The sequence below is a fragment of the Amycolatopsis sp. NPDC005003 genome (genome assembly GCF_053600695.1).
Window position 1 is genome coordinate 35,349 of the sequence record NZ_JBSGAI010000013.1, and the last position, 21,739, is coordinate 57,087.

The window sequence follows — 21,739 nt, forward strand, 5'->3', positions numbered from 1 at the left end:
GTGCAGATTGGCTGAGGAAATGGACCGATTCAGCGTCGACGTGCCGTGGGGCCTGCTCCGGATCGAAGCCGTGGGCTCGACCATCGGGATACCCGAAAAGGATCCGGCGGGTTCACCGGTGGACAGCCACGAGGAGTGCCTCACCGTCGCGGTCGCGCAGGGCGGCCTGGAGCCGGTGGACGTCGGGGTCTCCCTGGACGACGGTGAAGACGAGGGAACCCTCGTCTTCGACGGTCCGTTCCGGATCCTCGAGGACGGGTTCGAGGTGGCGGACATGGTGGGTGAGGAATTCCGCCACCACTACCCGGCGCCGCCCGGTGTCGCCCGGATCCGCGTTTGGCTCGACGTCCCGGAAGAAGCGCAGCGGGTGAGGATCCGGCTCACCGCACAGTGACATCTCCGAAGCAGTGATCCGAGAACCTGGGGGAGCAATGCAAGCGTTGGCGGGCTGGAGACGGCTGCTCGCGGCGGCCGCCGCGGGATCGGTGTTCGCGGGGGTCTTCGCGGGTGCGGCGCAGGCCCAGGAAGGGCAGGTGCACGAGCCCGCGGGCGCGCAGGTCGTCGACGGCAGCTACATCGTCACGCTGAAACCCGGCACCGCCGCGGCTTCGGGTTCCGGTGCGCTCACCCGGAAACACGGTGGCCGGGTCAGCCGCACCTTCGGGGCGGCGCTGAGCGGGTTCGCGGTGCACGCCTCCGCGGCGGAAGCGAAGCGGCTGGCCGCCGATCCGCGCGTGGCGCGCGTCGAGGCCGACACCGTCGTGCGCGGCACCGGGACCCAGACGACTCCGCCGTGGAACCTCGACCGGGTGGACCAGCACAGCACCGTCCTCGACGACGAGTACACCTACGCCGAAGCCGCCGGCGCCGGGGTGTCGGTGTACGTCATGGACACCGGCGTGCGTGTCTCGCACGCGGAGTTCGGCGGCCGCGCCACGGTCGGGTTCGACGCCATCGGCGACGGCTGGAACGGACAGGACTGCAGCACCGTCGGGCACGGCACCCACGTCGCGGGCACGATCGGCGGCACGACCTACGGCGTGGCCAAGAAGGCCAAGCTGATCTCGGTGCGGGTGCTCAGCTGCGAGAATTTCGGGACGGTCAGCCAGATCATCGCCGGCGTCGACTGGGTGACCCAGCACGCGCAGCGCCCGGCGGTGGTCAACATGAGCCTCGGCGGCGGCAAGTCGGACGCCGAGGAACTGGCGATCAAGAACTCCATCGCCTCGGGCATCACGTACGTCGTGTCCGCGGGCAACGACAACCGGGACGCCTGCCTGGCCAGCCCGGCCGCCCTGCGCGAGGCGATCACCGTCGGGGCCAGCAACCCGGTCGACGAGCGGGCCCGCGACTGGAAGGACACCCCCACCGGCCCCACCAGCGGATCGAACTACGGGACCTGCCTCGACCTGTTCGCGCCGGGCGAGTCGATCAAGTCGTCGCACAACGCCACCGACACCGCGACGGTGACGTTGCGCGGCACGTCGATGGCGAGCCCGCACGTGGCGGGCGCCGCCGCGCTGCTGCTTTCCCAGTCCCCGAACCTGACCCCGGCCGAGGTGACCGCCACGCTGCTCGGCCAGGCCAGCTCCGGCGTGCTGAAGCCGGCCGACCTCGGCACGGGCTCGCCGAACAAGCTGCTCTACACCGGTGTGCCGCCGCGGGCGGTGTGCGCGCTGGCCGACGACACCCGCCGTCCCGTGCCCGACCAGGGTTCGGTCACCAGCACGATCGACGTCACCACCTGCCCGCGCAAGGTCGCGGCCACCGCGCGGGTGCGCGTGCGCGCCGAACACCCGTTCCGGGGTGACCTGTCGGTGAAGATCACCGCGCCCAACGGCCTGGAGAAGGTGCTCAAGGAGGCCGACGGGAACGACGCGGCGACGGACCTCGACGCGACCTACCCGCTCACCGGAATGTCCTCTGTGGACGCCAACGGGCCGTGGAAGCTGGTCGTGACCGACAACTTCGGCTTCGACGAAGGCACGCTGACCCACTGGGAGCTGGTGCTGGCCGAGCCGCCGGTCGGCCTGCCGGTGGTCACGTCGGCGACCTACCCCTCCGACAGCCGGCCGCACGGCGGCGCCGGCGTGGCGGGCACGTTCTCGTTCGCGCCGGGGGACGCCGTGCCGGTCGCGAAGTACTCCTACCAGCTCGACGGCGAGGCGACGGCGAGGGAGGTGACCGCCACCGACGGCCGCGCGACCGTCACCGTCACCCCGGCCGCGGCCGGGCACCGCACCCTCACCGTGCGCGCCTTCAACGGCGTCGGCGAGCCGTCCGACGTGTTCGTGTACGACTTCATCGTCGCCGAACAGCCCCCGCCCGCGGCGCCGGTGGTGACCTCGTCGGACTACCCGGCCGAAGCGCAGGCCAACGGCGGCGTCGGCCTGCCCGGCACCTTCACGTTCAAGCCCGGTGGGTCCGGGGCGGTCACGAAGTACGTCTACCAGCTCGACACCGACGCGTCGCCGTCCGAAGTGGCCGCCACGGGCGGAGCTTCGGTCGGGATCACGCCGACGGCGGCCGGGGCCCGGACGCTGACCGTGCGGGCGGCAGACGGCGGGGTGCTGTCGGCACCGGCGACCTACTCCTTCACCGTCGCCGGGGCGGCCGACGTGGTCGACGGCGGAACGCTCGCCGTCGAAGGCGCGGCGGTCACCGCGGCCGTCCCGGCGGGCAAGGTGCTGCGGTTCGGGTTCGACGGCGCGGCGGGCGACCGGCTCGGCTTCGGCGTGACGGCGAACTCGATCGGCACCAACGCGCGGTTCTGGCTGACCGACCCGGCCGGGCGGGCGACGACGGTGGAGCCCAACAACGGGCCGGGTTTCATCACGGCGAGCAACGCCCGTTCGGCGCCGTTGCCGACGCTGGCGGCGACCGGCCGGTACTCGCTGTTCGTCGACCCGAACGGCGCCGGCACCGGTAGCGTCACCGCGCAGCTGGCCCGCAAGCTGGCCGGCAGCACCGACACCGCGGCACAGGGCTATTCGTTCACGCTGGCCAAGGCCGGTCAGCTCGCCGAAGTCGGGTTCGACGCCGCGGCGGGGACCTGGTACGACTTCGGGTTCACCGATCAGCCCGAGTTCCAGCTGCTGTCGGTGGACGTGTTCGACCAGGACAACGCGAAGGTCGGCGGCACCCAGCTCGCCTTCAGCCGCTACTCGGGCCGCTTCCGGGCCGCCACCACCGGCCGGTACCGGCTCGTCTTCGGCTTCTACTTCGGTGAAGCGGGCGGCGGCAAGCTGTGGCTTTCGTCCGAAGTGGACGGTGGCAGCGTGACGACGACGAGCGCGGGGAAGGCCCTCACGCTGTCCCGGCCGGGCCAGAGCGCGCGGCTGCGGTTCGACGGGACGGCGGGGCAGCGGCTGGGCATCGGGTACACCGACACCAGCCTGAACCCGACCGCGTCCGTCACCGGACCGGACGGCGCGCCGGTTCCGGTGACCGCCCACAGCGGCGGCGCGTCCGTCGCCGCGCTGACCGGGACGGGCAGCCACGAGCTCCTGGTCGGCGGCGGCACCGGTGCGGTCACCGTCTGGCTGTCGGAGGACGTGGCGGCCGGCGCCCTCACGACCACCGGCGCGGCCAAGCCGGTCACCCTCACCCGGCCCGGGCAGCACGCGCGGGTCACCGTCGACGGCACCGCCGGGCAGCGGCTCGGCCTCGCGACGACCGCCGGGACCACCGGCTTCACCGAGTTCAACGTCGCGGCGAACAACCCGGACGGCACGCAGCTCGACTCCGCCGCGGGGCTGAACAGCCCGGACAGCTACACGTTCGCCCCGCTGCCGTCGACCGGCCGGTACGAGCTCGTGGTCAGCTCCATGCGGAGCGCGACGGGGACGGTGACGCTGACCTTGTCCGAGCCGGTCGTCGCGGGCACGATCACGGCCGGCGGCGCGGCGGCGACGGTGACGGTGAGCCGGGCCGGGCAGGATGGCCAGCTCTCGTTCACCGGCGCGAGCGGCGACCGGCTGCGGCTGACGTTCGGCAGCAGCACCATGACCCCGAGCACGGCCTTCAACGTGACCGTGTTCCGGCCGGACGGCACCAGGCTGGTGGACCGGACCCCGCGGACGAACCTGACGCCGTACGACCTGCCCACCCTGTCGGTGGCCGGCACCTACGTGGTGCTGGTGGAGCCCTGGTCGGCCTCGACCGGCTCGATCGCCGTGGGCCTGGCGAGGCAACCGTGACGGTCGGCAGGCGGGCGTTCCTGGCCGCGGTCGGGGCCGTCGGCCTGGCCGGGTGCGCCCCCGCGGCGGAGCCGCCCCGCCGGGCCGCCGGTCCCCGGCAGCCGGGCGTGGTGACGCCGGCCCCGCCCCGGGTCGAGCTGGCGGCGTTCGACGTGACCGCGCGCGACCGCGAAGGGCTCGCGGCGATCCTGCGGGCGCTGAGCGCCCCGGTACCGGGCGTCACGCTGACGGTCGCGGTGGGGGCGTCGTTGTTCGACGGGCGCTTCGGGATCGAACGGCCCCGCCTGCTGACCCCGATGCCGGCGTTCCGCAGCGACGTGCTGGACCCCGACTGGTGTCACGGGGACCTGCTGGTCCAGGCGGGCGCCGCGACGGCCGGGCCGATCGAACGCGCGCTGGGCGCGAAGATCCCCGGCCTGGTGCCGCGCTGGCGCCAGGCCGGGTTCCACCCCGACGGCCCGGTCCGGAATCTGTTCGGGTTCCGCGAGGGCGCGGGCAACCCGGACGCGGCGGACCCCGCGCTGATGGACCGGCTCGTCTGGGTCCAGCCAGGCGACGACGAGCCCGCGTGGTGCGCGGGCGGCACCTACCAGGTGGTCCGGCTCATCCGCCTGGCCACGCCGACGTGGGACGCGAAACCCGTGCCGGACCAGGAACGGGTGTTCGGCCGCGCCAAGGAAAGCGGCGCCCCGCTCGGCCGGGAGCGGGAACAGGACGCGCCGGACTACGCGGGTGACCCGCGGGGCGAAGTGATCGCCCTGGACGCCCACATCCGGCGGGCGAACCCGCGGACGCCGGAGAGCGAAGCCCACCGGATCCTCCGGCGCGGTTACTCGTCGACCGACGGCGAGGGGCGGGCGGGCCACCTCTTCGTCTGCTTCCAACGCGACGTGGAGCGGGGTTTCGCGACGATCCAGCGGCGGTTGGCGGGCGAGGCGCTGGAGCGCTACACCCTGCCCTTCGGCGGCGGGTACTACTTCGTGCTGCCGGGCGCCACGGGCGGGGGCGACCACGTCGGCAAGGCCATGCTGGGGTGACTGCGCCGGAGCGCGGTCCGTGCCGGCATGGTCACCGCCGGGGGGCAGGCTTCGGATCGCCGCGCACGGCGGGCGCCCGGATGCCGGGAGCCCGCCGTGCTTTCGGCCCTACTTCGCCGCGTCGCCCGGCTTTCCGGCGACCGGCCCACGCGACGAGCCCGGCGGGGTGCGGCCGGGCACGCCGTTGACGAGCTCGGTGCTGTACGCCAGCGTGACCGTCGAGTAGGCGATCGCGTCGGCGTTCTGGTCCAGCACCACGAGGTTGTTGTTGGCGAACGTGTCGCACGCCTGGTGGTAGCAGCTGTCGTAGGCGACGCCGGCCGTGCCGCCGTAGGTCGCCGCCTGCGCCGCGGTCTTCACGCCCTCGGCCCCGGTGAACAGGCCACCGGCCGGGATGCCGACCGCGATGAACGGGCCGTAGTCGCTGCGGCCGTCGAACGCCGTCGGCTCGGTGGCGAGCCCGCGGCCGGCGAAGAACTTCAGGAAGACGTTCTCGATCGCCCCGGAGCCGGCGGGACCGGGGGCGCTGAGCCCGGCCGAGCCGTCGCCGTCGTAGACGAACCGGACGAAGTTCGGCGAGGCGACCATGTCGAAGTTCAGGTACAACGCGATCCGGTCCGCTTCGGCCTGGGTCAGGCCCTGCACGTAGTGCGCCGACCCGAGCAGGTTGAGCTCTTCGGCGCCCCACCAGGCGAACCGCACCGTGTTGGTCGGCTTGGCCTTGGCGAACATCCTGGCCACCTCGAGGATCGTCGCGGTGCCGCTGCCGTTGTCGTTGATGCCGGGTCCGGCGAGCACCGAGTCCAGGTGCGCGCCGACCATCACGACGTTGCCGCCGGTGCGGGCGCCGGGCAGTTCGGCGAGGACGTTGCGGGTCTGCCGGATCTGGCTGACGGTGCTCGTGGCCAGGTGCACGGTCGCGCCCTGGAGGCTGACGCCGATGTCGAAGCTGGTGCCGACCACCGGGATCGTGATGCCCGGCGCGCCGAGCGTGCCGCCGAAGGCGTCGGTGCGGCCCGGCTGGCCCTCGTTGAAGATGATCACGCCGCTCGCGCCCGCGGCCTGCGCGTTGGCCGCCTTGTCGGCGAAGGCGCAGGTACCGCGCTGGAGCAGGGCGATCTTCCCCGCGACGAAGCCGGCGAAGTCGGCGGCCTCGCACCCGCTCGTCGAGGACGGCACCGGGGCCGGCGGCAGCATCAGGTCGACCGCCTGGGTCACCGCGGTGACGTTCCCGCTGCCCGAGTAGGTCATGGTGCTGAAGTCGGTGCCCGGTGTGAACAGCCGGAAGAGCGGCGCCACCTGCTCCATGGCCTGGCTGTTGAGCTGGAAGAACGGGAAGTCGAAGTCCTGCGTGGTGACCTTCAGGCCCGCGGCGCGCGCCTGGCTTTCGACGTAGGCCGCGGACGCGGTGTAGCCGGGCGTGCCCGAGGCCCGCGTGCCACCGTTGGCGTCGGCGGCGTTCTGCAGCGCCTGCTGGTGGACCCGCACCCCGCCGACGGTGACGCACTCGAGCATCAGCTGCACGGTGTTGTTGGTCCGGGTGTCACAGCCGGCCGGCGCGGCCGAGGCCGGCACGGAGACGGCGGCGATCGCCGGGAGGACGAGCAGGCCGGCGACCGCCGCGACGGCGGCGCGCGGTCTCTTCCTGAGGTGGTGGGACATCGTTGTCCACTTCCTTTCGGATACGGGCGCTGGGGTGTGCCCATACCGGATATGTCGGGACGAACGGCTCAGTTGTCACATCCGATCGGCGTAGTGACAGGGAGCTGACCTGCGGTTACGTGCAGATGGCACCCGGGGTGGCGCGCCTCGCGAGCGGGCGGCCGCCCGCGGCGCGCGTACGATTCCCGGAGCGTCGAGCGGGTGAAACGGACCGAGGGGGAGCCGGTTGGGCTGGAAAGCCGTCCGTCTGTGGACACTGGTCTCCGTTCTGCTGGCGGGACTCGCCGGGTTCTCGATGCTGCGGGTGGTGGGCTCGCCACTCTGGGCCGCGGTGGCGGCCGCCGGCACGGCGCTGCTCGGGGTGGTCGTCCCCCTGGCCATCGAGCGGCTGCGCAAGCACGCGCGGCCCGCCGAGCTGCCCGCGGTGGTCCGCTCGACGCGCTTGCCGACCGTGGCCGAGGCGCTGGCCGCGGCCCGGAAGCAGGGCGGCGACCGGTGGACCAGGCTCGGCGTCCACACCGCCATCCCCCTGCCGGAGTACCACGACGAGGCGTTGTCGCCGTCCTTGCCGCGCTATGTGCCGCGTGACGCCGACGAACGGGTGCGGGCGTGGCTGGCCGGCGCCGCGGCGTCGGGCGGATTCCTGCTGCTGGTCGGGGATTCCGCGGCCGGCAAGACCCGGATGGCGGTGGAGGCGCTCGACCAGGAGCCGCTACGCGGCTGGCGGTTCCTGCACCCCACATCGGCCCGCGAGGTCACCGCCCTGACCACGGGACGGCCCGGGACCGTGGTGTGGCTCGACGAGATCCAGAACTTCCTCGCCGGCTCGGACGCCCTGACCGCGGCCACCGTCGACCGCCTGCTCGACACGGACCGGGTGATCCTGGTGGGGACCGGCTGGCCGGACACGGTCGAACGCTTCTCCGCGGCCCCCGCCGACCCGGACCGCGACCTGTTCAAGGACGCCCGGCTGATCCTCCGGCGCGCGCACCGCCAAGACGTCTCCGCGACGTTTTCCGCGGCGGAGCTGGCGCGGCTGGAGGCGATCCCCGACCCCCGGTTGCACGAAGCGGCGCGAGCCGGCCCCCGGGTCACCGAGGCGCTGGCCGCGGTGCCCGACCTGATCCGGCGCTGGCGGCACGGGCCGGACGAGTTCGGGGTGCTCGTGGTGACGGCGGCGACGCTGTGCCGCCGGGCCGGGCACCCGGACACGGTGCCCCGGAGGCTGCTGGAGGCGGTCACCACCGCTTTGTTGTCCGAACGGCAGCGGCCGAAGGCGCGGGCGGACTGGTTCGCGAACGCGCTGGCGTGGGCACAGCAACCGGTGCGGGGACAGAGCAGTCTCCTGTGGGCGGTCGGGACCGCGCCCGGGGCGACCGACGGCTACCAGGTCGCCGACGCGCTGGTGCAGGACGCGGCGGCGGACGGCGCACCACCCAACCGGGCCCTGGACGCTCCATTGTGGACGGCCATTGCGGAGCACGCGGACGTCGCCGTCGTCCGGGCGGTGCTCAACGCGTTGTACAGCCAGAACCTCCCGCGCCGGGAAGAGAAGGGCATCGCGCGGACGATCTGGCGCCGGCTCGCCGAAGCCGGCGATGCCGATGCCATGAACCACTTCGGCCTGCTGGTGGTGGCTTCCGAGCTGATCGGTGAGGACGTCAGCGACGCAGAACGGCAGGAGAGCCGGGAGTGGACGCGGCGCGCGGCCGAACTGGGCCACGAGGGGGCCATGCTGTCCGTCGCCGGTGAACATTCCGAAGCGGGCCGGGTGGAAGAGGCGCTGGCCGGGTACGCCCGGCTGGTCGACGCGCGGGACGAGACGGTCCGGGGGATCGCGCGGTACAACCGGGCCGTCGTCCTCCACGACCTGGGTCGGCCGGCCGAAGCGGAAGCGGCGTACCGCACCGCGATCGAGGGCGAAGGCTGGGCCGCGGTGTACCCGTTCGCGGACCTGCTGCGGGAGACGGGCCGCACGGCGGAGGCGGTGGAGCTCTACCGGCGCGCCGCCGACGCCGGTCAGGAGCAAGCCATGGCCTGCCTCGGCGAGCTGGCCGCCGAAGCCGGCCGGCTCGAGGAGGCCGAGGACTGGTACCGGCGGGCCCTCGAGAGCGGCGACGTCACCGCGTCGATCAACCTCGGCGCGCTGCGTCACGAGGCCGGGGCGGTGGACGAGGCCGAACAGTTGTGGCGTCGCGCCGCCGAAGACGGCTGGCCGGAAGCGATGTACAACCTCGGGATCCTCTGCCGGGACGCCGATCGGCCGGCCGAGGCCATGCGGTGGTGGCGCCAGGCCGCCGAGCGCGACTACGTCGCCGCCATGCTCGAACTCGGCACCCACCTCTACCTGGCCGGCGACCCCGAAGCGGAAGAATGGCTGCGCCAGGCCGCCGACCAAGACGACGCCGGAGCGATGAACAACCTCGCCGCCGTCCTCGCCGACGCGGGGCGGATGGACGAAGCCAGGACCTGGTGGGAGCGGGCCGCCGGCGGCGGGGACGCCGACGCCGCGCTGAACCTGGCGACGCTCCACGAGCGGGACGGGCAGCGCGAACCGGCCGCGCGGTGGTTCCGCCGGGTCCACGAACTCGACCCCGGCCTCCTCGGGGCGTCCGGCTACGAGGCCGCGGAGGCGGGCCGGCTCGACGAGGCCGAGAGCCGGTACCGGGCGGGCGCGGAGCTCGGTGACACCACGCTCATGGCGATGCTCGGCTCGCTGCTCCACGAGCAGGACCGGCTCGAGGAAGCCGAGACGTGGTACCGGCGCGCGATCGAGCGTCCGGAGCCCATCATCAAGTACCAGCTCGGCTACCTGCTGTGGGAGACGGGCCGTCAGGCCGAGGGACTGGACTGGATCCGCAAGGCCGCCGAGGCCGGCTCGCCCGAAGCGGTCGAGGCGCTGGCCGCCATCGAGGGGAGCGGGGACTGACCTGGCCAGGCGGCGGCGTCGTGGCCGGGCGTAACTTCGAAGCATGAGGATCGGCGAGTTGTCCCGGCGCACCGGCGTGAGTCCGCGCTCCCTGCGGTACTACGAAACGCAGGGCCTGTTGACCAGCACCCGTTCCGGCGCCGGGCAGCGGCACTATTCCGACGCCGCGGTCGAGCGGGTGTCGCTCATCCGCCAGTTGTTCGAGGCCGGCTTGTCCAGCCGGGTGATCGCGACGGTGCTGCCGTGCGTCGAGATGCCCGGCGACCTGGGGGTCGCCGAGTTCGCGTTCGCCACGATGCAGCGCGAGCGCGACCGGATCGACGCGGAAATCGCGCACCTGACCGAGACCCGGGACGCCCTCGACGAGCTGCTCGGCGCCAACAGCCGGCACCGGGCGAAGCTGGCCTGAGGAGTGTGACCCGCGCCTCAGCCCGTTGCCCCTGACACCGATGTCAAGGATCACGATGGCCGCAGTGCCCGGAACCACCGGGCCGGACATCCGGAAGGCGCGGAAAATGGGACAGGCGTGGGGTTTCGGCAGGCACGGCGGACCCGAGGTGCAGGAGTTCTTCGACCGCCCCGATCCCGTTCCCGGTCGCGGTGAGGTGCTGGTCCGGGTCGACGTCGCCGGGGTTAACCCCCTCGACCACCTCCTGCGTGCGGGCCTGGTCCCCGGGCTCGACGGCGGGCGGCCGTTCCCGCACGTGCTGGGCATGGAAGCAGCGGGCACCGTGCTCGCGCTGGGGGAGGACGTCGACGGGCTCGAGGTGGGGGACGCGGTCTTCGGCTTCGCGCTCACCGGCGGCGGTACCTACGCCGAGACGACGGTGCTGTCCGCGCCGAACACCGCGCGCATCCCGGCGGGCCTGTCCGCCACCGTGGCGGCGACGCTGCCGGTGGCCGGGACGACCGCGGTGGACGCGCTCGACCAGCTCGGCCTGCCGGCCGGCGCCACGATCCTGGTGAACGGCGTCGGGGGTGGGGTCGGCCTCGCCGTCGCCCGGCTGGCCGCGGCGCGCGAGCTGCACGTGATCGGCACCGGCAGCGCCGCCAAACGCGCCCAGGCCGAGGCCGCCGGGGTGCGGTTCGTCGACTACACCACGCAGGACGTCGTCGCCGCGGCCCGCGAGCTGGTTCCCGACGGCTTCGACGGGATCGTCGACCTGGTCGGCGGTGCCTCGCTGCGGACGGTCGCCCCGCTGGCGCGTAACCGCCGTGACGTCATCGCCGTGGGCGACCAGTCCGTGTCCGGGATCGGCGGCCGGTTCGTCGAGCGCCGGCTCGACCGCGAGAACCTGGAGCGCGCCGCCCGCCTGGCGCTCGAGGGAGTGCTCGCCCCACCGATCACGGCGATCCACCCCCTGTCCGACGCCCCGGCCGCCCTCGCCACCGTCGAGGCCGGGCACGCCGCGGGCAAGGTCGTCATCAAGGTGACCTGAGACTCCGGCGTCCTCAGGCAGGTGTGCAGGTCAGTCTCGTGGGTGGCGCCCCGGTCGCCTGGAACCCGAAGGTGGTGCTGCCACCCGCGCCGATCGGGCCGTTCCAGCCGGCGTCGGTGGCGACCACGCTCGCGGCGTTCTGCTTCACGGCGATGTTCCACGAGTTGGTGATCCGCTGGTCGCCGGACCAGGTCCAGCCGACCCGCCAGCCGGTGATCGGCGTGCGGCGGTTGTTGGTGACGGTCACCGTCGCGACGTGCCCGGTGCTCCAGCCGCCGTTGACCTGCAGGCTCGCCGTGCAGCCGGCGGCGGGCAGCACCAGCAGCGTGATGGAATTCGCCGGGTAGGTCGCGTCGATCCGGCCGTCGCTCGCCGGGAGGTCGTCGCCGCGCACGATGGCGTTCAGGTTCGCCGGGCCGTAGGTGAACCGCTGTGCCGCACCGGCGTTGTCGAACCCGGCCACCGACAGCGGCGAGGTCAGGTCGCCACCGGTCTTGTTGACGACCATGACGGTCAGGGCCTGGTCGGAGGACCGTTGCGCCGCGTACACGGCCAGCTGACCCTGGTCGGCTGCGGTGGCCGACACGCTGACGTCGCCGAAGCGGCTGCCGGCGCCGTCGTAGTTGCGGTACATCCGGAACGCATACGCGCCGGGGTCGGTCGGCTTGGGTTCGCCCCACATCGTGGCGAGGTCGAGGCCCTCGCGGCCGAAGACGCCCAGGATGTCGGCCTCGGCCAGCGCGCCGTTGATGTCGTCCAGGGCACCCCAGTTGTATTCGGTGATGGCGGTCTTGGTCCCGGGGTAGTACCGGTCGACCCACGACTTCATCGTGCGGATGAACTGCAGCGGCGGCGCGTTGACCCCGCTGGGGCCGATCCAGGACTCCTCGACGTAGGTCGGGTCCCACAGCGACCGGACCGACCGCAGCCGCAGCGCATTGGCTTCCGGCGTCTTGTCGCCGCTGATCTGCGGGTAGAAGTGCTGGTCGAAGTAGTCGAGGAAGCGTTGCCCGCCATGGGCGTCGCTGTAGTCCTTCATGTTCTTCAGGTACCACTGGGAGAGGTTGAGCCCGCCGTGCGCGGCCGAGTCGGCCCCCGGTCCGCAACCGTCCACTCCGGACGCGACCCATTCGCAGTAGCCCCAGCCGGACGGGCCGAGGACCGCCGCGGTCGGGTCCGCGGCCTTGATCGCCGCGGCGGCCGCGGTGCCCTTGCCGCCGAGTTCGTCGTTCGACACCGGTTCGGGGTGCACGTCGCGGTGCGTGCTGGACCAGAGCACCGGCTCGTTGTCGAGCTCGTAGATCGGCACGCCACCCTGCGCCGCCGTGCCGAACTGCGCAACCAGGTGCGACACCAGCTCACCGTCGAACGCCGCGTCCACGGCGATCGAGGTGTCGGCGGGCACGCCGGTCAGGTTCTGCTGGCCGAGCTTTCCGTTGCCGCAGTTGGGGTCCCATTGGTCGAAGCTGTCCTGCTGCGGGAACCGGGTCGCCGGGAAGCCGCAGGCGAACGGGTGCGACGACGGCGAGTCCTTGGCCACCCACCCGCTCAGGGGCACGGTGACGACGGGCTTGATGCCGCGGCCGAGATTGGCGCCGACCATGCCTTCGACGGAGTGTTCCTGGTCGGCGACGATGTTCTCGAAGTACCAGTCGCTGCCGGTGTTGTAGGTGCGGTTCCGGAAGTTGTACCGGCTGGTGGCGTTGCCGCCCCACCGCGCGACCGTCTGGCCGATTTCGGCGTTGAACGCCGGATCGCCGCCGTTGAGGCCGTAGATGCCGGGACTGATCGGGTGCCGGGCGGCGGAGACGTCGACCGCCAGCGCGGGCCCGGTCGCCGCCGAGACCGGCGGGGCCGTGAGCGTGACGGCCAGGAGGCACGTCGCCAGGCCGGCCGCCGTGACCGTTCGCCGCTTCCGCCGTCGCCGAGCAGCCGTCACGGAAGCCTCCCCTGGCTGGATTTCCTGGCCGACAGCATGGTGGAGTGGCGCGCGGCGAGCGTCAAGTCACCGCGAAAGTTTCACCGAGGACGACCGTGCAGGCCGTAGAGGACGAGGTTCACGACGGTTTCGGCGACGCGGCCGTCGTCGACCGGCAGGGCGTGGTTGAGGCCGGCGAGCATGGCGCCCACGGCCGCCGCCGACAGCTCGGGATCGCCGAGCGGGTCGCCGCGGTCTTCGAGGACGCGCCGCAGGGGTGCCGTCCGTGCGGTCAGCTCGTCCCAGAGCCGTCCGGAGGCCGGGGCCTCCGCGATCGCCGACTGCAGCAGCGCGATCGCGGTGGGGCGGTGGGTGCGCAGCGCGGTCCAGCAGGCCGTGACCTGCTCGCGGAGCGCGTCCGCCCCGGCCGCGTGCTCGGCCGGTGCGCCGAGTTCGCTGCGCAGGACGGCGAGGAGCTGTTCCTTGTCGCGGAAATGGGAGTAGAAGGAGCCGACGGCGCGGCCGGCCGCGGCGGCGATGTCGGTGACCCTCGTGTCGAGGTAGCCGCGTTCGGCGAACAGGCGCTTCGCCGCGGCCAGCAGATCGCTGCGGGTGCGGCTCGCGAGTTCGTCCCGCCTGCCCATCAGCTGCCGGCGTGGGGGAGGAGGCGGGCCGTGGATTCCCGCAACTGCGCCCGCACGACGTCGAGGTCCACGTCGACGAGCGTGTGAGCGCGTTTGCGCCAGCGCCCCGCGATCATGACCGCTTCGATGTCGGCGGCGCTCGAGTACAGCGCGGCCGCGACCGGATCCGGACCGGAGCTGTCGAGGACGACGAGGTCGGCCTGCATTCCGGGCTCGAGCCGGCCGACGCGGTCGGCGAGGCCGAGTGCGCGGGCGCCTTCGACGGTGGCCCAGGCGAGTGCCTGCTTGGCGGTGATCGTTGCGGTGAGGGAGAAGGAGCCGGTGGTCTGCCGGTGGTGGTCGTGGTCGTGGCCGCGCTGGTGGGCCAGGGCGATGCGGGCGGCGGAGAGCACGTCGGCGGGGGTGACGGCGTCGGTGTCGGTGCCCAGCGACGGTGCGGCGCCGAGCCGGAGCAGGTGCCCGGTGACGGGGAAGCCGTGGCCTTGGCCGAGTTCGTTTTCGGGCGTGCTGGTGAGGCTTGCGCCGGCGTCGACGAGGATCTTGATCCACTCTTCGGTGAGCCCGGCACCGTGGACGACGTTGGTGGCCGGGCCCAGCAGCCCGGCGGCCCGCACGGCCGCCCAGGCGGGCCCGGGTGCGCCGCCGCTCTGGTGCATGGACACGACGAGCCCGCGTTCGGCGGCGGCGCGGAAGTCGGCGACCGCGGCGTCCGAAGTGGACAGTTGCGGGCCGCGGATCGCCATGCCGATGGTGAGCAGCGGGCCGGTGGTCAGCCGGTCGATCTCGCTGACGGGGTGGGTGGCGTCGGGTGCGGAGTAGGGGGTGCCGTGCAGGAAGACGCCGCGGATGCCGGAGGCCGCGAGGCCGTCGAGTGCGGCGTCGGTGTGGTCCGGGGTGGGGGTGTTGTGGCACCAGTCGCCGACGGTCGTGGTGCCGCGGTCGAGCTGGCTCAGCGCGCCGGCGAGGGTGCCGATGCGCATGTCCTCGGGGCGGTAGTGCCGGGCGACGGCGCCGTGCATGCGGCCGAGGTAGTCCGCGAGCGTCCAGTCGGCGCCGACGCCGCGCAGGGCGGTCTGCCAGGTGTGCAGGTGGGTGTTGACCAGGCCGGGCATGATGATCCGGCCGGTGACGTCGACGATCTCCGCGCCGGTTTTCCCGAGGTTTCCGCCGACGGCGGCGATGGTGTCGCCGTCGATGAGGATGTCGGCGTGTTCGGCGTCGGGCCGGTGCGGTGCCATGGTGACGACCCGCGCGCCGCGCAGCAGGACGCGGTTCATCCGGCCACCTCCCTCCGCGGAGGCCACGACGACCCGCTGCCGTGCAACAGCACCACCGCGGGCCCCCGGCCCGCGCGGACGTAGTGGATGCGCTGGCCGTCGATGGCCAGAGACTGCGTGCTCTCCATAATGGCAACAGTGTTGCCGTTATTGTTCGGCGTGTCAACAGCGGCCATAATCACCGGGTGACAAGCTCGTCCTCGCCGGCCGCGGCCGCCCGCCGGTCCCGCGGCCGCCCCGCCGTCCCGCTCGACCGGATCCTCGCGACGGCGCTGCAACTCGTCGACGAGGAAGGCGCCGAGGCGCTGTCCATGCGGACGCTCGCCCAACGGCTCGAATCCGGCACGGCCACCCTCTACCGCCACTTCGGCAACCGGGCGGCGTTGATCACCCAGGTGATCGACCGGGTCTTCGGCGAGGTCCAACTCGACCCTGAGACGCTGGCCGAGCTGCGCTGGGACCAGGCCTGCCGGGCCGTCGCCCAGGCGATGTTCGACACACTGGGCCGGCACCCGAAGCTCGCACCCCTGCTGATCGAGCAGACCCCGACCGGACCGAACGCCATGATGCTGCGCGAACGCTGCCTGACCGTCCTGCTCGACGGCGGGCTCTCCCCGAGCGTCGCGGCACGCGCCTACGCCACCCTCTCGCGCTACGTCCTCGGCTTCGCCATCCAGCTCACCGGAACCGCGAACGACGCCGAACAAGCGCGAGCCTCGGCACACTTCCACGACCTGCCGCCCGCGGACTTCCCAGCCACCCACGCGGTAGCGGACTCCTTGCCGGTGCCACTGGAAGACGAGTTCACCTTCGGCCTCGACCTGATCGTCGACAGCCTGCGCCGGCTGCGCACCGGGGACAGGGCGGCCGGCTGAGCACGGACGTGCCGCCCCGAGCAGGGCGACGAAAGATGTGGCGTGGGTCACGTACGCCCGGCTCACCGATCAAGAATTCCGCGCCCCGCCGTCGGTTCTGGTGACCCTCGAACCGGTGGAAGGATCGACGACCATGACCGACGCCAGACCGCTGGGCGCCGACGAGGCCACGTTCATCGCGGCGGTCCGCGCGGGTGACCCGGCGCTGTTCGCGCTCGTCACCGAGCGCCACCGGCGTGCGTTGCAGGTGCACTGCTACCGGATGCTCGCGAACTACGAGGACGCCCAGGACCTGACGCAGGAGACGTTCCTGCGGGCCTGGAACAAGCGGGAGTCGTTCAAGGGCCACGCCGCGCTGCGGACCTGGCTGTACCGGATCGCGACGAACGCCTGCCTCGACTTCCTGGAGAAGCGCACCGACCGCACACCCATGCCGGGCACGGCCTCGGAGCTGCGGCACCTGCAGCCGTACCCCGATCGGATGCTGCCGGACGACCCGCAGGACTCGGTGGTGGCGCGCGAGACGATCGAGCTGGCGTTCGTCGTCGCCGTCCAGCACCTGCCGCCGCGGCAGCGAGCGGTGTTCATCCTGCGTGACGTCCTGGGCTGGCCGGCCTCCACCGCGGCCGGCTCGCTCGAGCTGACCGTCGCCTCGGTGACCAGCGCTCTGCAGCGGGCGCGCGTGACGATGCGCCGGCAACTGCCCGGTCGCCGCCTCGACTGGCGCAGCCCCGCCACCCACGAGCTGTCGGACGACGAGCGCGGCGTGGTGAAGTCGTACATCGACGCCCATGAGCGCAACGACCTCGACGGGCTGATCGCCCTGCTGCGCGACGACCTGCGCTTCGCGATGCTGCCCGATTCGGGCGCGGTGACCACAACGGCCGAAGCCGCGGTGGACGGCTGGGTGTCCGGCGGGCTCTTCCGGCCCGGCCACGACGACTGGCGCGGCACCACCACGACGGTCAACCGCATGCCCGCCGCCGCGCTGTACCTCCGCACCCCCGGCGACCCGGAGCACCGGCTGTTCGCCGTCGCGGCGCTGCACGTCGTCGACGGGAAGATCGCCGAGCTCACCGGGTTCGACGCCGGCGGCAAACCCTGGTTGGGCCTGCCCCCGGCACTGTGACCCGGCCGATCGTCGCGGCGGACACCACCTTCACCGTGCTCGAGCCGGCCGCGGCCCGGAAGCGCCCGCGGTCGCCCGCAGCTCGGTGACGGCGGCGGTCAAGGTGACGTCGGCGGTGTTGGACAGGCCGCCGGTGAGGTAGCCGTTGACCGGCTGGACGCGGTACTGGTAGCGCGCGCCGGGCACGAGACCGGCGCTGACCCAGGTGGGTCCGCCGACCGGCCACGGGAGCCTGGTGAACGTGGTTTCGCCGGCGCTGACGTTGCGGACGTGCACGTAGTAGCCGGTCGCGTTCGCCGACGGCGTCCAGGACAGGGTCGCTTCACCGCGGCCGGACGGCCGGGCGGTCAGGTCGGATGGCGCCGCCGGTACCGGCCCGGCCACGGTGGCCGTGGCGACGTTGGACAGTCCGCTGCGGAGCCGGCCGTTGGCCGCCTGGACCTGGAACTGGTACGTGCCGCCCGGCGTCAGTCCTTCGGACAGCCAGGACGGGCCGGACACCGGCCAGGGCAGCTGGGTGAAGGTCGTCTCGCCCGCGGTGACGTTCCTGCGGTACACGTAGTAGCCGGTCGCGCCCGGCGAGAGGCTCCACGACAGCGTCGCGTTCCCGCTGCCGGGGCTCGCCGACAGGTTCGTGACGGCGTCGGGCGTCACGCCGGTGACCGTGGCCGTGGCGACATCGGACAGCCCGCCGCGGACGTCGCCGTTGGTGGCCTGCAGCCGGAACTGGTACGTCTCGCCGGCGTTCAGCAGCTCGGCCACCCACGTCGGACCCGGCACCGGCCAGGGGAGCTGGGTGAAGGTGGTCTCGCCGGCGGTCACGTTCTTGCGGTAGACGTAGTAGCCGGTCGCGTTGGCCACCGGTGTCCAGGACAACGTGACGGACCCGTTGCCCGGACTGGCGGACAGGTCGGTCACCGCGTCCGGGGCCGGCCCGGCCGGGGTGACCGTGGCGACGGTGGAGAACACGCCTTCGGCCGTTCCCTTGGTGGCCTTGAGCTGGAACTCGTAGGTGTGGCCGTTGGTCAGCAGGCCGGCCGTCCACGCCGGTCCGGGAACGGGGAACGGAAGCCGGGTGAACGTCGTTTCCCCCGCGGTGAGGTCCTTGGTGTGGACGTAGTAGCCGGTGGCGCCGGGGGAGAGCGTCCACGACAGGCCGGCCTGCCCGTTGCCCGGCGTGGCGGTCAGCCGCGGGGCGACCTGCGGTCCGAGCGGGACGGACGGGTACGGCCGCGGATACGGCGCTCCGACGGACAGGTTGCCCGCCAATGCGTCGGCGAACGCCGCGGCGATCTTGACTTCGCCCTGTGCGTTCGGGTGCGCGCCGTCCCACAGGTCGGCCGACGGGTCGATGTCCCGGCCGGTTTCCGCGACGGACAGCCGCGAGTCCGCTGTGGACAGTTCGGCGGCCGTGCGCCGGAGGCGGGTGTTGAAATCGGCCACGGCGGCGGCGTACCCGGCGTCGCTTTGCGTGCGCTGGCTGGGCAGCAGGGTGCCGAAGACGAACTGCACGCCGGAGCCGGCCTGGCGGGCATTGGCGACGAACGTGCGCAGGCTCGCCTCGGTGCCCGCGGGATCGCTGATGCCGAAGGCGAGGTCGTTGTTGCCGAGCAGAACCAGCAGGTAGTCCGGGTGGTAGGTGGCGACGTCGGACCCGATGTGGGCGGCGGCCCCGCTCATCGACTCGCCCCAGGCGGCGTCGTGGCGCTGCGCGAACGCGGGATCGGCGTAGGTGTGGTTGTCGTTCCAGGTGTCCGCCACGTTGTCGAACAGGTCGTCGTGCGGGCCGACGAGGGAAAGCTGGGCGCCGGCCGCGGTTTCGTGCTTGTCGAACCGGTAGCGCCAGGTGAAGTCACCCGCACTGCCCTGGCTGATCGAGTCGCCGACCACCATCGCCTTGACCGGCGTCGAGTGGTCCGCGGTGGCCGCGAACGACGTCTCCGGCACGGTGCCGTGCGCCGGGCCCGACGGCACCGTGAGGCCGGTCAGAACCAGGGCGACGACGCAAAGACTTCCCCAGCACCGCATTCCGGCTCCCCCGGTAGAACGACGAGGGAACAACGTTAAGCGAAGCGCGGGCGCCGTCCAATCCGCTACCTGGACGCACTTGCCCGCGCTCACGATGGTGCTGTTCGTCCGGTCAGGCAGTGTTGCACGAGCGGGCCGAACGTGGCGGCCAGCTCGTCGACCGGCGATGACGCGATCGGCTCGATGCGCACGATGTACCGGGCCACCGCCAGCCCCAGGATCTGGACGTTCACCATGCTCGCCCGCTGCACGGCGTCCGGCGTGCCGAGCAGCGCCGCGAGCCGGTCGGTGATCTCCCGGTCGATGAATTCGCGGAGCAGCGCTTCGGACTGCGCGTCGGTGGGTGCCGACCTGGTCAGCATCACCAGCGGGGTGCGATCGGACCTGTCGAGGTTCTCCACCAGGGTCCGGACGATGCGCTCGCCGAGGGTGGCGAGGTCGCCGGTGAAGATCGACGCGATGGCGGGCGGGACGCTGCCCGGCATGTCGATCGCGGCGCTGAACAGGCCCTGTTTGGTGTCGAAGAAGTAGAACACCATCGCCGGGTCGACGCCCGCCGCGGTGGCGATGGCGCGCACGGTCGTGCCGCGGTAGCCGTGCCGGCCGAACAGCTCGCGGGCGGTCCGCAGGATCCGCTCTTTGCTCTCCGCGCCGGACCGCCAGCGCCCGGGGCGGTGGGTGTCGTGTTCCGTCATGGCCACGGAAGCCTAACACCTTTCTTCATCGCTCGGTGGAGTTTTGCGCGAACCCGCCGTACGGTGGTCTTCACCAAGCGATGAAGAATGGGGATGGCGAGATGAGAGTGGTGGTGGTCGGCGCCGGTCTCGGCGGCCTGACGCTGGCTCAAGGGTTGCGCCGGGCCGGGATCGACGTCGCGGTGTACGAGCGGGACGGCGCGGCGGGACGTCCCCAGGGCATCAGCCTGCACGTCGACGACCGGGGCGTTTCGGCGCTGCGGGCGTGCCTGCCTCCGGCGCACTTCGCGATGGCGACGGCCACCACGGGCGGGCCGCGGGAGCAGACCCTGACACTGTCCGATGTGGACGGAGAGCTCACCGTCGCGGGCAGGCAGCCGTCCGACGGGACGGCGGGCCGGCCGCGGCCCGGCCGGCAGGTCCACCGGCCGTTGCTGCGGGCGGTGTTGCTGACGGGGCTGGAGGACGTGGTCCGGTTCGGGGCGGAGTTCACGCGGTTCGAGCAACGCGCCGACGGCAGCGTCCGGGTGTGGTTCGCCGACGGCGGCACGGACACCGCGGACGTCCTGGTCGGCGCGGACGGGGTCGGTTCGGCGGTGCGCCGCCGGTACCTGCCCGACGTGCGGGTGGTGGACACGGGACGACGCATGATCATGGGCGCGGCTCCGCTGCGGGCCGTGGCCGGCGCCGGGCTGCCCGGCCTGATCGGCGACAGCCCCGCCGCCGTGCGGGTGCGCGGCACGATGATGGTGTTCGGCGTGCTGCGGTTCACCGAGTCTCCCGTGGCCGCGCGGCGGCGGTGGCTGCCTGCCCTGCACCCCGGCGCGGTCGCCGGGCTCGAGGACTACGTGATGTGGGCCGTGCCCAGCACGCGGGAGCGGCTCGGACCGGCCGGATCACCGGCGGCGGTGAGGCGCCGGGCCGAGGAGCTGACCGCGGACCTGCCCGCGGCCCTGCGGGCGATCGTCGCCGAGGCGTGGCCGGACGTCACCGTCGCGCTGCGAAGCGGCACGATCCCGCCGATGCCGGGCTGGCCGGCCAGTCCGGTGACGGTCATCGGTGACGCCATCCACCTGGCCCCGGGCTTCGGCGGCAACCTGGCCATGCAGGACGCACGCCGCCTCTGCCAGGCCCTCACCGAGGTGCGGCGCGGCCGGCTCGGCCTGCTCGACGCGATCGGCGCCTACGAAGACACGATGCGCCGCAACAGCTTCCCGGCTGCCACGGCGAAGGCGCCCGCATGAGCTTCGGCATGCTCACTCAGAAGTCCCTGTCGTTGTTCGGCGCGGTGGGCGGTTGGCGCACGGTCGCCGAGAGCGTCGCGTCACGGGCACTGTTCCTCGTCGCGTATTTGTCGACGGCACAGGTGCTGACCGCCGCGCTGATCGCGGTCGGAGCCGTGTTCGCCTTCGCCGTGGTGCGGCTGTGCACCGCGGGCAAGGCCTGGCAGCCGGCGGTCGGGCTGATCGTGGTCGGGGTGTCGGCGTTGCTGGCCGGGGGCACCGGAAACGCGGTCGACTTCTACTTCACGTCCATCCTCTGGCAGCTGGCCGGAGGCGTGCTGTTCCTGGTGTCCATCCTGGTGCGCCGGCCGCTCATCGGGTTGGTGGTGGGCACAGCGCGCGGTGAACGCACGGCCTGGCGGCGAGATCCCCGCGACCGGCGGCGCTATTACGTGTGCACGGCGGTGTTCCTGGCGAAGTACGCCATCGCCGCGGCCGTGCTGGTGCCGCTGTACCTGGCCGAAGAGCTGATCCCGCTCGGCATCGCGGCCACCCTCCTGGGCGGCGCGCCGACGCTGGGTGTGTGCGTCTACTTGTGCTGGCGGATCCTGCGCCCAGCTCCGGAAACCCCCGGAAGGCGGCAAGCGCACGCGGGCGGCACGCACCCGTGAACCACCACAACAC

At 72.8% G+C, this 21,739-nt stretch carries 17 protein-coding genes; 10 read left to right on the forward strand and 7 right to left on the reverse strand.

The features are described from left to right. Nucleotides 1-19 precede the first annotated feature (19 nt). Genes ACWED2_RS17085 through ACWED2_RS17095 form a run of 3 tightly spaced genes read left to right on the forward strand, consistent with a single transcriptional unit; the run spans nt 20 to nt 5,236 of the window. Nucleotides 20-394 carry a hypothetical protein gene (locus ACWED2_RS17085; RefSeq protein ID WP_449691435.1) on the forward strand — a complete coding sequence of 125 codons (375 nt, stop codon included), beginning with the start codon at nt 20-22 and terminating at the stop codon, nt 392-394. A 37-nt stretch (nt 395-431) separates the two neighbouring features. Next, nucleotides 432-4,199, forward strand: a complete 3,768-nt coding sequence (locus ACWED2_RS17090) for a S8 family serine peptidase (protein ID WP_449691436.1) — start codon at nt 432-434, stop codon at nt 4,197-4,199. Further along, nucleotides 4,196-5,236, forward strand: coding sequence for a Dyp-type peroxidase (locus ACWED2_RS17095; protein WP_449691437.1), 1,041 nt, complete (start codon nt 4,196-4,198; stop codon nt 5,234-5,236). Before ACWED2_RS17090 ends, ACWED2_RS17095 begins: the two co-directional genes overlap by 4 nt. A 108-nt stretch (nt 5,237-5,344) precedes the next feature. Here ACWED2_RS17095 and ACWED2_RS17100 read toward each other — a convergent pair whose 3' ends face one another. Then, nucleotides 5,345-6,898, reverse strand: coding sequence for a M28 family metallopeptidase (locus ACWED2_RS17100; protein ID WP_449691438.1), 1,554 nt, complete (start codon nt 6,896-6,898; stop codon nt 5,345-5,347). Nucleotides 6,899-7,124: 226 nt separating this feature from the next. On the opposite strand from ACWED2_RS17100, the gene ACWED2_RS17105 reads away from it, so the two are divergent. From ACWED2_RS17105 to ACWED2_RS17115, 3 genes are all read left to right on the forward strand, one after another. Then, nucleotides 7,125-9,827, forward strand: a complete 2,703-nt coding sequence (locus ACWED2_RS17105) for a tetratricopeptide repeat protein (RefSeq protein WP_449691439.1) — start codon at nt 7,125-7,127, stop codon at nt 9,825-9,827. Between the two features lie 43 nt (nt 9,828-9,870). After that, entirely contained in the window at nt 9,871-10,236 is a 366-nt protein-coding gene (locus ACWED2_RS17110; protein WP_449691440.1) for a MerR family transcriptional regulator, read from the forward strand. 106 nt (nt 10,237-10,342) lie between these two features. Next, nucleotides 10,343-11,266, forward strand: a complete 924-nt coding sequence (locus ACWED2_RS17115) for a quinone oxidoreductase family protein (RefSeq protein WP_449691602.1) — start codon at nt 10,343-10,345, stop codon at nt 11,264-11,266. Nucleotides 11,267-11,279: 13 nt separating this feature from the next. On the opposite strand, the gene ACWED2_RS17120 is transcribed toward ACWED2_RS17115, so the two are convergent. From ACWED2_RS17120 to ACWED2_RS17135, 4 genes are all read right to left on the reverse strand, one after another. Beyond that, nucleotides 11,280-13,205 (reverse strand): glycoside hydrolase family 44 protein, encoded by a 1,926-nt coding sequence (locus ACWED2_RS17120; protein WP_449691441.1) that lies wholly within the window; start codon nt 13,203-13,205, stop codon nt 11,280-11,282. An 80-nt stretch (nt 13,206-13,285) separates the two neighbouring features. Beyond that, nucleotides 13,286-13,828: a TetR/AcrR family transcriptional regulator gene (locus ACWED2_RS17125; RefSeq protein ID WP_449691442.1), complete on the reverse strand. Its 543-nt coding sequence runs from the start codon at nt 13,826-13,828 to the stop codon at nt 13,286-13,288. Next, on the reverse strand, nt 13,828-15,105 hold the full coding sequence (locus ACWED2_RS17130) for an amidohydrolase family protein (protein WP_449691443.1): 1,278 nt from the start codon (nt 15,103-15,105) through the stop codon (nt 13,828-13,830). Before ACWED2_RS17130 ends, ACWED2_RS17125 begins: the two co-directional genes overlap by 1 nt. Then, a complete protein-coding gene (locus ACWED2_RS17135) occupies nt 15,102-15,233 on the reverse strand; it encodes an alpha/beta fold hydrolase (protein WP_449691444.1) in 132 nt (43 codons plus the stop codon). Before ACWED2_RS17135 ends, ACWED2_RS17130 begins: the two co-directional genes overlap by 4 nt. Nucleotides 15,234-15,290: 57 nt before the next feature. Between ACWED2_RS17135 and ACWED2_RS17140 the strand changes: the two genes are divergently transcribed. Together ACWED2_RS17140 and ACWED2_RS17145 are read left to right on the forward strand one after the other, a co-directional pair. After that, on the forward strand, nt 15,291-15,980 hold the full coding sequence (locus tag ACWED2_RS17140) for a TetR/AcrR family transcriptional regulator (protein WP_449691445.1): 690 nt from the start codon (nt 15,291-15,293) through the stop codon (nt 15,978-15,980). 133 nt (nt 15,981-16,113) lie between these two features. Continuing rightward, nucleotides 16,114-17,109, forward strand: coding sequence for an RNA polymerase subunit sigma-70 (locus ACWED2_RS17145; protein ID WP_449691446.1), 996 nt, complete (start codon nt 16,114-16,116; stop codon nt 17,107-17,109). A gap of 30 nt (nt 17,110-17,139) precedes the next feature. On the opposite strand, the gene ACWED2_RS17150 is transcribed toward ACWED2_RS17145, so the two are convergent. Then, nucleotides 17,140-19,137, reverse strand: a complete 1,998-nt coding sequence (locus tag ACWED2_RS17150) for a fibronectin type III domain-containing protein (RefSeq protein WP_449691447.1) — start codon at nt 19,135-19,137, stop codon at nt 17,140-17,142. 89 nt (nt 19,138-19,226) lie between these two features. Further along, nucleotides 19,227-19,832 (reverse strand): TetR/AcrR family transcriptional regulator, encoded by a 606-nt coding sequence (locus ACWED2_RS17155; protein WP_449691448.1) that lies wholly within the window; start codon nt 19,830-19,832, stop codon nt 19,227-19,229. 101 nt (nt 19,833-19,933) lie between these two features. On the opposite strand from ACWED2_RS17155, the gene ACWED2_RS17160 reads away from it, so the two are divergent. Next, complete coding sequence (locus ACWED2_RS17160) at nt 19,934-21,076, forward strand: FAD-dependent oxidoreductase (RefSeq protein ID WP_449691449.1); 1,143 nt, start codon at nt 19,934-19,936, stop codon at nt 21,074-21,076. Then, a complete protein-coding gene (locus ACWED2_RS17165; RefSeq protein WP_449691450.1) occupies nt 21,073-21,726 on the forward strand; it encodes a DUF3159 domain-containing protein in 654 nt (217 codons plus the stop codon). The genes ACWED2_RS17160 and ACWED2_RS17165 overlap by 4 nt, the downstream gene beginning before the upstream one ends. Nucleotides 21,727-21,739 lie beyond the last annotated feature (13 nt).

Coding starts and splice junctions, on each gene's coding strand:
- ACWED2_RS17085 (WP_449691435.1), top strand. CDS start 20: ATGGACCGATTCAGCGTCGACGTGCCGTGGGGCCTGCTCCGGATCGAA.
- ACWED2_RS17090 (WP_449691436.1), top strand. CDS start 432: ATGCAAGCGTTGGCGGGCTGGAGACGGCTGCTCGCGGCGGCCGCCGCG.
- ACWED2_RS17100 (WP_449691438.1), bottom strand. CDS start 6,898: ATGTCCCACCACCTCAGGAAGAGACCGCGCGCCGCCGTCGCGGCGGTC.
- ACWED2_RS17110 (WP_449691440.1), top strand. CDS start 9,871: ATGAGGATCGGCGAGTTGTCCCGGCGCACCGGCGTGAGTCCGCGCTCC.
- ACWED2_RS17115 (WP_449691602.1), top strand. CDS start 10,343: ATGGGACAGGCGTGGGGTTTCGGCAGGCACGGCGGACCCGAGGTGCAG.
- ACWED2_RS17125 (WP_449691442.1), bottom strand. CDS start 13,828: ATGGGCAGGCGGGACGAACTCGCGAGCCGCACCCGCAGCGATCTGCTG.
- ACWED2_RS17130 (WP_449691443.1), bottom strand. CDS start 15,105: ATGAACCGCGTCCTGCTGCGCGGCGCGCGGGTCGTCACCATGGCACCG.
- ACWED2_RS17135 (WP_449691444.1), bottom strand. CDS start 15,233: ATGGAGAGCACGCAGTCTCTGGCCATCGACGGCCAGCGCATCCACTAC.
- ACWED2_RS17145 (WP_449691446.1), top strand. CDS start 16,114: ATGACCGACGCCAGACCGCTGGGCGCCGACGAGGCCACGTTCATCGCG.
- ACWED2_RS17150 (WP_449691447.1), bottom strand. CDS start 19,137: ATGCGGTGCTGGGGAAGTCTTTGCGTCGTCGCCCTGGTTCTGACCGGC.
- ACWED2_RS17155 (WP_449691448.1), bottom strand. CDS start 19,832: ATGACGGAACACGACACCCACCGCCCCGGGCGCTGGCGGTCCGGCGCG.
- ACWED2_RS17160 (WP_449691449.1), top strand. CDS start 19,934: ATGAGAGTGGTGGTGGTCGGCGCCGGTCTCGGCGGCCTGACGCTGGCT.
- ACWED2_RS17165 (WP_449691450.1), top strand. CDS start 21,073: ATGAGCTTCGGCATGCTCACTCAGAAGTCCCTGTCGTTGTTCGGCGCG.